This is a genomic window from Pyrinomonas methylaliphatogenes (assembly GCF_000820845.2).
In the GTDB taxonomy this organism is placed as follows: Bacteria; Acidobacteriota; Blastocatellia; order Pyrinomonadales; family Pyrinomonadaceae; genus Pyrinomonas; species Pyrinomonas methylaliphatogenes.
This window is the reverse complement of the sequence record NZ_CBXV010000001.1, coordinates 401,868-414,494: the sequence shown is the minus strand read 5'-3', so window position 1 is coordinate 414,494 and position 12,627 is coordinate 401,868. Positions and strand designations below refer to the sequence as shown.

Sequence of the window (12,627 nt, the reverse complement as noted above, 5' to 3'; positions counted from 1 at the left end):
ATGAGCGTTTGACCTCCTCTATCGCGCATCGTCGGACGAGCCTCGTGGCTAAGATTGTCGAGCTCAGAACAGCAACTTAAGCGCGAATTGAAGCTCGCGCCCTTCGTTGGCCGTTTGCGTCACCTGCCCGACATTCGACAGATCCAGACGAAAGACCGGTATCTGAAAGTTCGGGTGGTTGGTGACATTGAAGGCTTCGGCGCGGAATTGCAACTTGAACCTCTCCCCTAAAGGGAAGACCTTATGTAACGATAGGTCCAGATTCTTGAACGGCGGTCCGATCAAGATATTCCGCCCAGCGTTGCCGAACAGGTCCGGATCCGCAGGCGTCGCGACGGGCCGACGGAAAGCGGCCGGATTGAAGAAGAGGCCGGGCGGGATGTTCGCGTATGGATCGCCGACCAGATCTGGCCGCTGATTCGCAACGTCAGGCGCGCTGTACTGCGGCGTGAACGGTCTTCCGGAAAGCAGCGTCAAGATCCCATTGATCTGCCATCCGCCGAGGAACGCCTGGACCAGGCCCGAGGCATCCGAAAGGAGGGCGCGACCGCGCCCAAAAGGCAGCTCGTAATTGAAGCTTGCCGAGAATTGATGCTTGCGATGAAAGTCCGATAGCCCGCGCTCGGCCCGCAAGTTCCTGATGTCCTGCGGATATTCCTGTTCACCGGTCGTCGAATTATTGGTCGACGACCAAGTGTCAATCGAACGCGAAAAAGTGTAAGAGATGAGCAAGGTCAACCCATTGCGCGCGCGTCGCCGGAGCGAAGTTTGCAGCGCGTTATAATTCGAAGAAGCGACCTGATCTTGATACTGGATGTCGCCAAATTGCGGATAGGTGCGCTGCGTGACCAACGTTCCATTTGGATTCAGCCCGATAGGCAACGGTTGATTCAGATTGTAGCGGATGCCGAGATGACGGCCTTGACTTCCGACATAACCGATCTCGAAAGCGAGATCGCGCGCAAGCTCGCGCTCGAGCGTCAAGTTGTACTGATAGATCTCCGGTGTCTTGTAATCGACCGGGATCCCCATCGGCGTGTTCAACCCAACCAACCCACCGCGCCCTTGCGGGAACGGATTATTGAAACTGAGCAGTAGCGGATTGCTCGACAGGCGCGAATACTGCTCGCGTATGACGAACGGATAGGCGACGGCCAATTGTTGCCGTATGACGTTGAAGGTTTCAAGGCTGTAATAGATGCCGCCTCCGCCCCGAATCACCGTGCGATCGTTGCCGAACGGACGCAGCGCGAAACCGAGGCGCGGCCCCCAGTTGTTCTTGTCCGCGTCGATGAGCGATTTCGGGAATCTTGGATCGCCCGAGAGCACGACTTGGCCCAGCTCGGGGATGAAGTTGGCGAGCCGCCCGCCAGCCTCTTCGAGCGGCATCTGCAGTTCGTAGCGCAAACCGAGATTGAGCGTCAGCCACGGCCTGATCCGCCAATCATCTTGAACGAAGAAGGCGTACTGCCAACCGGTCAGGTCCGCCGGTTCGGCACCGATCTGGCGCTGCGTCGAATCGGGCAATCCCAACAGAAAATCCGCAAAGGCGTAGAAGCCGCTCGCCGCGCTTCCCGAAGGATTCGTATTCCGTCCGCGAAAACGAAAATCGCCGCGGATGTTGCGCACGTCCGCTTCAACGTAGTTCGCGCGCACGATGTCAACGCCGAGTTTGAGATTGTGGTTGCCGTTCGTGACGTTCACGACATCGAAGAATTGCCCGGTGCGAATGTTGTAGATGAACGGATCGTTCGGACGATCGCCGAACTCCGAAAAACCATCGATGCGAATCGACGGAAAGCCTTGATAGGCTGGACCGGGAGTGAGCCCCGGGATGCCGAAAAGAGCATCGTAATCGGTGGCGCGATTCTGGCCGAGATTTTGATTCTTCTGGAAGTAAAAGCCGAAACGCGCCTCGTTGACGACGCGCGGCGAGAAGACATGAGTGTCGCTCAACGCAAAATTGTTGTACTTGTAGTCCACATCGCGACCGAAGCCGGGATAGAAATTCCGGCTCGATGGGAACGGATCGTAACCAGTCCGCCAGTTGTTCGCATAGCGTACATAGAAGCTGTTGTTTGCCGAAAAGCGATGGTCCACGCGCGCGAGCCATTGGTCACGGTCCGTTCGATTCAAACCCTGCGCCGCATAGCCATCGAGCGTGCCCGGAATGTTAGCCGCCGGAACAAATCGGAGAATTTGCAGCGAAACCGGATTGGCAGCGACGATGTTCGGGAAACGCGGATCGGGCGCGAGCGGAATGACGTTGGGCGTCGGGCACTCGACCTTCTGCCCCGTCTTCGTCAAGCAGAGCACGCGGTTCGTATCGTCGGCGTTGCCCCAAATGCCATCTTTACCCGGCCCGCGCACGTTACGAAAATCGCCACGCAACCAAGCCGCGTTCGGCGCCGTCACGAAAGCCGATTCCGAACGGCGCTCGCGCGTCCCTTCGTACGAGACGAAGAAGAAAGTGCGATCGCGCCCTGACCTGAAAACCGGACCTCCTTCACCGAAGTTGAAGAACGGGAGGGGTCCACCGAGGGTCGCGCCGAATTGGTTGCGTCGCAGGTGTTTGCTCTCGCCAGGTGCGGTGAAGAAGTTGTTCGCGTCGAAGATATCGTTGCGCAAGTAGTCGAAGAGCGAACCGTGGAACTCGTTGGTGCCCGATTTCGAAACGACGATAATCTGCGCGCCAGCGTTGCGTCCATATTCCGCCGAATAAGTAGAGGTTTCGACCTTGAACTCGCGGATCGAATCGACGCTCGTATTCACGCCGACCGAGCCATTACGATCGGACCGATTGACGACGCCATCGAGGATGAAATTGGTCGCGTCGGTACGCGTGCCGGAAGTGGCAAAACCCTCACCTTGATCGTCATCGGAAGGACGGCGATAAATGCCCGGCACGAGCAATGCGAGGTCCGTAAAATTTCGCCCGTTGAGCGGTAGATCCTCAACCTGCCGCGGCGAGATCACCTCACCTTTACTTGACGTGTCGGTATTGATCAAAGGGGCCTCGCCCGTCACGGTGACCGTCTCCTGCACATCGCCCGCCTGCAAGACGATGTCCACGCGCTGCGTCTTGTTCGTCTCGAGGACGAGATCCGGCTGGATTACAGGCCGGAAGTTCGCCGCTTCGATGCGCAGATCGTAACGTCCGGGCGGAAGCTGTGGGATGGTGTAGTTACCGTCGCTGTTAGTTACGGTCGCGCGCGTCCGTCCCGTAGCGCGCTCCGTGATGGTGACGGTCGCGCCCGGGATGGCCGCGCCGTTTTGGTCCGTGACTTGCCCGACGACGGTCGCCGTAAAGCTTTGAGCGCCAGTCGGACTGACCAGCGCGGCGACGCAGAGGACGAGCGTTGAGAGGGCGAGCGTTTTTCTGATAACGTTAACTGTCATGGCGACCTCCTTTCGCTTCTCGCTCTTGATGGCGCGCGCTTACAACATCAGCATCCCGCCGTTGATCTCGACGGTCTCCCCAACTAGATAGCTCGCCGCATCCGAAGCGAGAAAGACGATCACGCTGGCGACCTCAGCGGGATGACCGATCCGGCCAAGCGGTATGTTGTTCGTGTAAGCGCGCATCATCTCAGGCGTCGAAAACTGTTCGTGATATGGCGTATCTATGACTCCTGGATTGACGGCATTGACCCTGACACCATACGGCGCAAGCTCTTTGGCCAATCCTTTGGTGAACGCGATGAGTCCGCCTTTGGCTGTCGAGTAGTGTATGGAGCCGAGCGCGCCGCCGTTTCTTCCGGCAATTGACGCGACGTTGATGATGGCGCCCGTGCGCCGTTCCATCATCGAAGCGGCGACCGCTTGCGAACAGAGAAATGCGCTCTTCAGATTGAGCGCGATCACCTCATCCCAGCGCTCTTCGGTCAACTCCAGAATCCTCAAGCGTTCGATGAGCGAACCGGCATTGTTCACCAAGATATCGATTGGCCCCAGCTCCGCCACCGCGCGTTCGATGAGCGAACGGACATCTGCGCGGCGCGTCACATCGGCGCGCGCAACCATCGCGCGCCCGCCCGCTGCGATGATGGCAGCGCGCGTCTCCTCTGCCCCTCGTTCGTTGCGGTGGTAGTTGATGCAAACGGCAGCGCCGCACCCCGCAAGAGCGATGGCGGTCGCGCGACCGATGCCGGAAGAGGCGCCGGTGACGAGGGCCACTTTTCCGCTAAGATCGAACTTCTCTTTCATATCATCTCCTCTCGACGTGAAGATCTGGGTAGAACTCGGTCCAAGGCGACCGGCCCGATCGGGCCAGCCAAGGCGAAGAGCGCAAACGTGCCAAGCGGCGCGAGCAATCCGGCGATGACGAGGACGGGCGTGTATGAGAAATGGTCCACGATCCAGCCGGTCGAGAGCGTGAAGAGGATCGCTCCGATTCCGGCACCGGTCCCGCCTAACCCCGCCACCGAAGCCACTGCTCGTGACGGGAAGAGATCGCTCGGCAACGTCTGCACGTTGTTGATCCACGCTTGAAATCCGAAGAGGACCGCAGCGATCAGAACGAGCGCCTCCAGCGGTCTGGAAGCAAACGCGGCGAGCATTCCAGCGGGCATCAACAGCGCCGCTCCGACGATCACTGTGCGACGCGCGCTCCCCACGCTCCAGCCGCGACCGATCAGGTGGCCCGCCATCCATCCGCCAAAGAGGCTGCCGACATCTGCCGCCACGTACGGCACCCAGGCGAAGTAGCCTATTTGCGCGAGACTGAACCCGCGCACATCGGCCAAATATTTCGGCAGCCATGTGATGTAAAGCCACCAGATGGGATCGACGAAGAAACGCGCAAGAACGATGGCCCATACTTGCCGGCAACGCAACAGGTCGCGCCAACGCGGCGTCAAAAGCTCTTCTTGCGCCGCGACGGATCGAGCCGTTGCGCTTTCTGGACCAGCCGCATCCTCGCGAATGAGGCGAAGCTCCTCATCGCCGATCCACGGATGGCTCTCCGGCGCCCGGTAGAGGACGAGCCACGCCCCGAGCCAGATGAAGCCGAGCGCGCCGGTGACGATGAAGGTCGCCTGCCAGCCGTAACGCAGTTGCAACCAGACGATCAGCGGCGGCGCGATGACTGAACCGAGCGCTGCGCCGCTGTTGAAGATCGCCATGGCGAACGCCCTTTGCTTCACAGGGAACCACTCGGCGATCGCCTTCGCCGCCCCGGGCCAGTTGCCCGCTTCGCCCAAACCGAGCGCGAACCGGAAGAGACTGAGCGACGCAAGACCTCGCGCGAAAGTGTGCGCCATCGCCGCGCTGGACCAAACGATGACCGAGATCGTGAACCCCTTGCGCGTTCCGACGCGATCATAAAGCTTGCCCGAAAGAGTTTGGCTGATGGTGTAAGCGACGAGGAACCACGTGGCGACGCTGGCAAATTCGAGGTTCGACAACCCAAGTTCGCGCGTGATCACAGGAGCGAGCACGGAGATCGTCAGCCGATCTACGTAGTTGATGAGCGTCGCGAAGAAGATCAGACCGATGATCCACCAACGCAATCCGGCGATCTTGAACCCGCCCGCCGATGCGACGACCTCGACGTTTCTCGTTTTCAGCCTCGGTTCGATCATCCCTTCAGCTCCACCGCTTTCGCTCGCCCGTCGAGCTTCGATACGACCACGCATCGCGCGAATCGCCAACCGACTGTTCGCCCTCATTCGATCCATTCGAATCGTCCGGCGCGTTCCAATCGCAAATGCAACGTGCGCGCTTTCGAATCGTATTCAAACGGTACCGCGACGCCGCCGACACGTACTTCGCGCGGGCGCTGCGCAAGGCGAAGGGTTAACTCGAACGGCGCCGCCGCGCTCGCTACGCCATGCCCACCCTGCCCGTCCGCGATCAGAGAGACGGTCGCCGGACGCGACGTCGAAAGCAAGAGTTTGTCGTCAAGCGCAAGTCGCGTTCCCGCATGCACGATGAGCCGTCGCCAAAGATCTTGCCGGAAGCTAACGACCGCGCGCGCGCCGTCCGTCACAACGCCTTCGACCGATTCGCGCGTTGGCTGCAACGCGATCACCTCGCGCGAACCATCGGGCCAGACGATGAGCGCGCCGCGCGCGCCGTCGAGCGATGACGCTTTCGGGCGCGTCCGCAGTGCATCGAGTTTGACTGGCCAGAGCAGATGGAGGAATTCCAGCGATCGCGCGGCTTCGCTCCGCACGATGAGCTGCACGCCGCGCTGCTCCTGCGCCCCCCGCTCGACTGAACCCGGTCGCCCCTGCGTCGTCACCATCTGCGGCGCGATCTGCACCTCGGCCTTTGCCGGAAGAAGTCGCTGGACCAGCAAAGCGGCATCTTTGTTGATCAGCAGGTGGACCGCCGGCGACTCCTCGACGATCCTTTGCTCCGCGTTCAAAAGCCACGTGAAGACATGCGGATCGTGCGCTTCGAGTTCGTCCCAAACGATGAAGTAATCGGGCGCGACGTAAAGGAGATGACGATCGAAGCGCGCAAGCCCGAGCTCCGGCGAATAAGCGGCAGCGACGCTCCCGCGCGCGTAGAAATATTCCGGCGTCGCCCACACCTCGACGATCCTGATCTGGTCCAGCCGATCATACGGCACATCTTTGAAGACCTCGTGTCGCCCGTCGTTCGCTTGCCCGCGCCCATCGACGAGCACCGTATTGTGATCGCTCGTCAGCTTGACGCCCGTGTAACCAGTGTCGCCGGTCAAGTATCGCCCGTGCGCGTAGATGATGAAGCTTCCGGCATCCGGGTGTGCGTGGCCCGTGTTCAAGCGCCAATCGGGCAACCGCGGAAGAAGCTCGGCCACATGATGACCTTCCGGTGGACCACACTTGAAAGCAAACGCTACGGCATCCGCCCTCCAGCTACTGCGCCAGAAGACGACGCCGCTATCGCGAAAGTAGTACGCGAGCGGAAGCGACTCGATGACCGCCGGACGCACGCTCGGATCGTACGAGTAGAAGGCCCAGTACGGCTCCCACGTCCGCGTCCGAAGATCACGCCTTAACCACTCAGCGACCGCTTGCGACTCCGCATCTTTGTACTTTGCCGCAATGCGATAGAAGACTTCGTAACCGCTGTTCAGCCTCTCGCGTTGCGTCGCGTTGCGTTCGGCTGCGCCGCGCCCAGCATCGCCGAAATCGAAGATGCCGCGCCCATCGGGCAAAATGGAGTGCGCGACGTAGTACTTCAAAGGGAGAAGCTTCGCGCGCCACTGCGGATAGAGGTCTTCGCCCGTCGCGTGCTCCCATGCGTCCAAGTAGCGAATGATCCAGTGAAGGCTGAAGACGAAATAGTGGAATCCTTCGTAGTAGTAGCCGTCCACGCCGAAGGTCGTGCGCACGCGGTCATAGACGGCGCGCGCAAGACGCGCCCATCCTTCCGCCTCCGGCTCTTCGCCCATCAGCGCGAGCGCGGCAATCGCCAGCCCAGCCATCGGGATGAAGGTGTGGTTCTGGCTATAGGAGTAACGCTTGCGCGGCCTGTAACGGAAGTAGTCATACATCAAGCGCGCCTGTCGGGCGAGCTTGGCGCGCACGGCTTCCCTTTCTGGACCGGTCAGGTCGTTGTAGAGAAGATCGTAAGCGAGGGCGACCGCGTAGAGCAGATGGGCTGGCGGCAGATCGACGTTCGGTGTGCGAAAAGTGTATCCCCACGGATCATAGCGAATGACGGTCATGAGCCAGCGCTTAGCGGCATCGAGATAGCGCGGGTCACGCTCGATGGCGTAAGCGAAAGAGACTTCAGCGAGGATGTAAGCGATCTCGTACTGCGAAAGGTCGCCGGGCTGCTGTTCGACGCCGCTGCGGTCGAGCGTGGGCGAACCTGGCGGCGGCGGTTCAAGTTCGAGGGCGCGCACATGCTGCGAAGCCTCTTGCCACAGTTCGCGGTGCGTCGTATGCGCACGCTCGCGCCAAAGCTCGAGTTCGTCTGCCGTGAAGAACAGGCGCGGATGCCTGCCGCGCAGTTCAGGGCGGAGACCGACAGGGCGGCGCAGAAGCTCCTCGAACGGGGGCGAAGGGCGGTCGCGCTGCGAGCCGGGCGCGATCGCGCTCTGGCTCCCGACGATGAGGAGCGCGATGATCATCCTCCCGACCCAGTTAACGTTAACAGTAGATCGCATCGAAAAGCTCACTTGCCGACGGTCGACTCCCTCACCACCAGCTCGCAGGCGAAGATGCGCTCCTCGCGCGCGACCGGCTCGCGGCTCTCTATGCGCCGCAAGAGCAACTCCGCCGCCAGACGCCCTTGCTCGCGCGTCGGTTGCCGCACGGTCGTCAACGGCGGCGACGTGTGACTTGCCAGCGGCACATCGTCGTAGCCGACGATCGCTATATCCTGCGGGATGCGTAACCCGGCGCGTTTGATCGCGTTCATCGCGCCGAAAGCGGCGAAATCGTTGCGCGCGAAGACAGCCGTTGGCGGCTCGCGCAACGCGAGAAGCTGCCGCATCCCCTCGTACCCCATCTCCTCCGTGGCGTAACCGGGCTGTTCGGCGCTCGCGCCGCCGCCGGCGACCAACTCCTCTTCGACCGGTAAACCGTGCTCGCGCAAAGCTTCGAGGTAGCCTTGGAAACGGCGCAGCCACAGCCCGCTGGTGAGCGAAACGCCGATGAAGCCGATCCTTCGGTGGCCCAGCGAGATCAGATGTTGCGCGGCTTCATATCCGCCGCGCAGATGATCCGCCGTGACGAGATCGGCTTGCGGGTGGCGGAAGTCGCGCCCGATGGCGACCACCGGCGTGCCCGCTTCGACGATCTCGGCGAGCCGGTCGTTGCCGAGTTTGGAAGCGCGTGTGGCGACGATCAAACCATCCACACGATGATCGAGCAACGAATCGAAGGCGGCCAAATCCTCCTTAGCGCTCTGTTCGCTGACGCAGATGAAGAGGTTGTAACCGCGCGCGGCGAGCACTTCGCGGACGCCGCGGCTCAGTTCGGCGGCGAATGGGTTAGCGATATCACCAAGCACCAAACCGACCGTCTCCGTTCGCTGCCGCTTGAGGGCGCGGGCCAGCCCATTTGGCCGATAGTTCATCTTGCGCAGCGCGGCGAGCACCTTTTCGCGCGTCTCTGCGCTCACATAGCCGCTTCCGTTGAGCACGCGCGAGACGGTCATGGGTGCCACGCCAGCGGCAGCGGCGATATCGGTGAGCGTTACGTGTCGTTTCGGCGGCTTGGACATCTTCTGATAACCTTAACAGGAATATGTTCTACCACAAACGCCCGGCCTTCCGCAACCATTTTTTTTGATACAAGGCTACCCTGCGCTTTAGGTTCGCCGTCGTCCGAGGAGAAGAGCAAGGAGCGTGAGGATCAGCGTGCTTCCCGCCGAGAGCAAACAGTATTCGCAAAAAGCGCGTATGACGAAGGCTTGTAGATAGAGCAGCCACAGCGTTACGCCGAACATTGTGAGCGTAAGCGGCAGCAGCAGCCTCCGTGCCGCCGTGTAACCGAACGCGGCTAAGGTCGCGAGGCCGAAGACGGCAAAATAGGCGAGCGCGCCGATCCCAGCAAGGGGGATCGAACCGAATTTGGCATATTCGCTGCTCAGCACGGTTGAGCATCCGGTTAAGATCGTACAGCGAGCCGTGCGTCCGGCGAGATGTTCGACCGTTAGATAGACCGCATCGCCTAGACCGATCAGCGCGACCGCCGCCATGAGGATGAGGATCGTTCGGCCTTTTAGCCGTCCCGAGCCCCTCTCGTTCGCTGTCGCCCCTTGGCTTTCCGTTCCGCCCATCCTTCTACTTTCGCTCGCCGAGCGCATCCTTGATCGCCGCCCGCAATCCATCAGCGGTGGTCGATTGATAGGGGATTTCGCGCTCATTGATGAAGACGGTTGGAGTACCGTAGACGCCGAGCGAGCGACCGCGTTGCATATCGGCTAAGATCCGCTCGTTGACTTGTGGGCTATCCATATCGCGCCAGAATCTTTCAAGGTCGAGCTTCAAGGTGCGGGCATATTCGGCGAAGATCGGGCGCGCATCTTCTGCATCGGCCCAGCGCGATTGCGTGTCGTAAAGTAGATCGTGCATCTCCCAGAAGCGCCCCTGAAGCCCCGCCGCTTCGGCGGCCTTGGCCGCTTCGAGCGCGTGTTTGTGAATGGACGTGAGCGGGAAGTTGCGAAAGACGATCTTCAAACGCGCGCCGAACTCAGGCGCCACCCTCTTCACCTCTTTCGTCAAAGCTGCGCACGATGGGCATTGGAAATCGGCAAACTCTTCGAGGATGACGGGGGCTTCTGCGCCGCCGCGGAAATGGGCTGGCTCGGCGCCCGGCGCGATCGCGCGCGGCGTCGCCGTCTCCTTCGGCGCTGTCGCGACAGAACTGCTCCCACTCGCTTCCAGGCTCTTCCGCGAACGATAGAGCAACGCGCCGCCGACGATGACGGCACAAAGGACGACGAAGATGATGATGAACGGAAGGAGCGCCCTCCCTTCTATTCCATGCTGTTTCTTCATCTTCCGAAATTCGCTTTCAAAGATGGATCGGGTTGAATCGCCACTCGACCTCGCCCATAAGCTTAACGGCTCTCGGCCCGAAGCGCAATCCGCTTTGCCCAACAAACTGGCGCTTCCCATGTTGAAGCTTCTGCGGCGTTTCGGTATAAAAACGCGGAAGCGCTGGCGACTTTCAAGGGCGTCTATGCGCCGCAAGGAGAGATGAACGAGATAACGCACATCAGCGACACGAGCGCGGGGACGTTTTACGACCGGATCGCGCGCCTTTACGATTGGACGTTTAAAGTTAACGGCTATCGGCGTTCGATCGAACGCTTCCTGCTCGCCCATCCGCTTCCGCTGCCGAGCGGGGCGCGCATCCTTGATGCTGGATGTGGGACGGGCCTGCTTACGCTCTCGCTCCTGCGCACGCTTCAACGACCTGCTCAGATCGTCGCGATAGATCTTTCAGCGTCGTCTTTACTGACGGCGCGGCGGGCCACCGAACAGCGTGGCGCCGGGCGCCATACGACATCCTTCTTTCAAGCCAATCTCCTCTCGCTTCCGTTCGCCGACGAATCGTTCGATTTCATCATCACCAGCGGCGCGCTCGAGTACGTTTCGCTGGACGACGGATTACGGGAGCTAGCGCGCGTTACGGCACCCGGCGGGTATTTTCTGCATCTTCCGGTCCGCCCCTCGCCTGTCAGCAAACTCCTCGAGATCATCTTCCGTTTCCGCGCCCATCCGGTCGAAGAGATCGTCGAGACGACCAATCGTTACTTTCGCATTCTGCTCGATCATCGTTTCGCCTCTTTCGAACCGATCGGCTGGACCAAGATCGCCATCCTCGCGCGGAAAGAAGGCGGCTGAAGAATTCCCGCGCGTTCGCTCGGATATATGGAAGCTCTCTCTCGTGAAGGGTTGATACGCGGCATGCGCCGTTGGGATCTCGTCGCGATGGCGATGAACTCGATCATCGGCGCTGGCATTTTCGGCCTTCCGGCGAAGGTCTACGCGCAAACCGGCTCCTACAGTCTCATCGCCTTCGCCGTCTGCGCGTCGGTCGTCGCGCTGATCGTCCTGTGCTTCGCCGAGGTGAGCAGCCGCTTTGACGCGACGGGCGGGCCGTATCTTTACGCGCGCGAAGCCTTTGGGCCGACTCTCGGGTTCGGGGTCGGCTGGTTGCTGTGGCTCGTCAGATTGACCGCCTTCGCCGCCAACTGCAACTTACTGGTCCAGTACGTCGCTTACTTTTGGCCCGCAGTTGATTCCGGCATCTGGCGCGCTTCGCTCATCAGCTCAGTCGTCCTCGCGTTGACCATCGTCAACATCTTGGGCATACGCGAAACGGCTCTGGTCAGCAATCTATTCACCATCGGCAAACTCGCGCCGCTCATCCTCTTCATCGCCATCGGGCTCTTCTTCATCGCGCCGCAGAACTACTCCTTTGAGACCCGACCGAGCTATGGCGCTTTCTCGAACTCAGTTCTGCTGCTCATCTACGCCTTCACGGGTTTCGAGATGGCGGTCATCCCGGCGGGCGAAGCGCGCGACCCGCAACGTAACATCCCTTTCGCCGTGCTCGCGGCCATCTTTTTGGTGGCGCTGCTCTTTATCGCGATCCAATTCGTCTGCATCGGGACTCTACCGGAACTCAGTACGGCCGAAAGGCCATTGGCCGAATCGGCGAGCCGTTTTCTCGGCGCCGCCGGTGGGGCGCTCATCTCAGCCGGAGCCGCCATCTCGATCATCGGCAATCTGAATGTCGTGCTGCTCGCCGGTTCGCGCATGCCTTTCGCCATGGCCGAGCAAGGTCAACTCCCGCGCATCTTGGCGTTGACGCATGCGCGTTTTCGCACGCCCCACGTCTCGATCCTTCTGACTGCAACAGCGATGTTCGCGCTCACGCTCTCAGGGACGTTCATCTACGCGCTGACGATCAGCGCGATCGCGCGACTGGTCCTTTATGCGGCAACATGCGCCGCGCTTTTGGCCTTTCGCCGCCGATCAGATATCAACGAAGCGCAGTTTCACGCTCCGGCGGGAACCGGCATCGCGATCTTTGCGCTCATGCTGATCGTTTGGCTGCTTTCGAACAGCACGTGGCGCGAGGCGCGCGATGCCAGCTTGGCCGCATCCTTCGGTTTCATCATCTTTTTCGCTTACAGGGCTTTCCGACAACGCGAACGAAATTAGCGGGA

At 60.7% G+C, this 12,627-nt stretch carries 9 protein-coding genes; 2 read left to right on the top strand and 7 right to left on the bottom strand.

Translation table 11 applies throughout. From position 1 onward, the window contains the following. Positions 1 to 63 precede the first annotated feature (63 nt). The 7 genes from PYK22_RS01600 to PYK22_RS01570 all read right to left on the bottom strand — a co-directional run bounded on the left by PYK22_RS01600 (position 64) and on the right by PYK22_RS01570 (position 10,444). Positions 64 to 3,399, bottom strand: a complete 3,336-nt coding sequence (locus PYK22_RS01600; RefSeq protein WP_041973453.1) for a TonB-dependent receptor — start codon at positions 3,397 to 3,399, stop codon at positions 64 to 66. 39 nt (positions 3,400 to 3,438) lie between these two features. Further along, entirely contained in the window at positions 3,439 to 4,206 is a 768-nt protein-coding gene (locus tag PYK22_RS01595) for an SDR family NAD(P)-dependent oxidoreductase (RefSeq protein WP_041973450.1), read from the bottom strand. Then, a complete protein-coding gene (locus PYK22_RS01590; protein ID WP_041973734.1) occupies positions 4,203 to 5,582 on the bottom strand; it encodes an MFS transporter in 1,380 nt (459 codons plus the stop codon). Before PYK22_RS01590 ends, PYK22_RS01595 begins: the two co-directional genes overlap by 4 nt. 83 nt (positions 5,583 to 5,665) lie before the next feature. Further along, complete coding sequence (locus PYK22_RS01585) at positions 5,666 to 8,068, bottom strand: DUF4962 domain-containing protein (protein WP_060635211.1); 2,403 nt, start codon at positions 8,066 to 8,068, stop codon at positions 5,666 to 5,668. A 44-nt stretch (positions 8,069 to 8,112) separates the two neighbouring features. Beyond that, positions 8,113 to 9,165 carry a LacI family DNA-binding transcriptional regulator gene (locus PYK22_RS01580; RefSeq protein ID WP_041973447.1) on the bottom strand — a complete coding sequence of 351 codons (1,053 nt, stop codon included), beginning with the start codon at positions 9,163 to 9,165 and terminating at the stop codon, positions 8,113 to 8,115. A gap of 87 nt (positions 9,166 to 9,252) precedes the next feature. Continuing rightward, positions 9,253 to 9,723, bottom strand: a complete 471-nt coding sequence (locus PYK22_RS01575; RefSeq protein WP_157770606.1) for a vitamin K epoxide reductase family protein — start codon at positions 9,721 to 9,723, stop codon at positions 9,253 to 9,255. Positions 9,724 to 9,727: 4 nt separating this feature from the next. Then, positions 9,728 to 10,444: a DsbA family protein gene (locus PYK22_RS01570; RefSeq protein WP_041973444.1), complete on the bottom strand. Its 717-nt coding sequence runs from the start codon at positions 10,442 to 10,444 to the stop codon at positions 9,728 to 9,730. A 201-nt stretch (positions 10,445 to 10,645) separates the two neighbouring features. On the opposite strand from PYK22_RS01570, the gene PYK22_RS16195 reads away from it, so the two are divergent. Both PYK22_RS16195 and PYK22_RS01560 read left to right on the top strand, forming a co-directional pair. After that, positions 10,646 to 11,296, top strand: coding sequence for a class I SAM-dependent methyltransferase (locus PYK22_RS16195; RefSeq protein WP_060635208.1), 651 nt, complete (start codon positions 10,646 to 10,648; stop codon positions 11,294 to 11,296). A 27-nt stretch (positions 11,297 to 11,323) separates the two neighbouring features. Then, positions 11,324 to 12,622 (top strand): APC family permease, encoded by a 1,299-nt coding sequence (locus PYK22_RS01560; RefSeq protein ID WP_041973441.1) that lies wholly within the window; start codon positions 11,324 to 11,326, stop codon positions 12,620 to 12,622. Positions 12,623 to 12,627 lie beyond the last annotated feature (5 nt).

Coding starts and splice junctions, on each gene's coding strand:
- PYK22_RS01600 (WP_041973453.1), bottom strand. CDS start 3,399: ATGACAGTTAACGTTATCAGAAAAACGCTCGCCCTCTCAACGCTCGTC.
- PYK22_RS01595 (WP_041973450.1), bottom strand. CDS start 4,206: ATGAAAGAGAAGTTCGATCTTAGCGGAAAAGTGGCCCTCGTCACCGGC.
- PYK22_RS01590 (WP_041973734.1), bottom strand. CDS start 5,582: ATGATCGAACCGAGGCTGAAAACGAGAAACGTCGAGGTCGTCGCATCG.
- PYK22_RS01585 (WP_060635211.1), bottom strand. CDS start 8,068: ATGATCATCGCGCTCCTCATCGTCGGGAGCCAGAGCGCGATCGCGCCC.
- PYK22_RS01580 (WP_041973447.1), bottom strand. CDS start 9,165: ATGTCCAAGCCGCCGAAACGACACGTAACGCTCACCGATATCGCCGCT.
- PYK22_RS01575 (WP_157770606.1), bottom strand. CDS start 9,723: ATGGGCGGAACGGAAAGCCAAGGGGCGACAGCGAACGAGAGGGGCTCG.
- PYK22_RS01570 (WP_041973444.1), bottom strand. CDS start 10,444: ATGAAGAAACAGCATGGAATAGAAGGGAGGGCGCTCCTTCCGTTCATC.
- PYK22_RS16195 (WP_060635208.1), top strand. CDS start 10,646: ATGAACGAGATAACGCACATCAGCGACACGAGCGCGGGGACGTTTTAC.
- PYK22_RS01560 (WP_041973441.1), top strand. CDS start 11,324: ATGGAAGCTCTCTCTCGTGAAGGGTTGATACGCGGCATGCGCCGTTGG.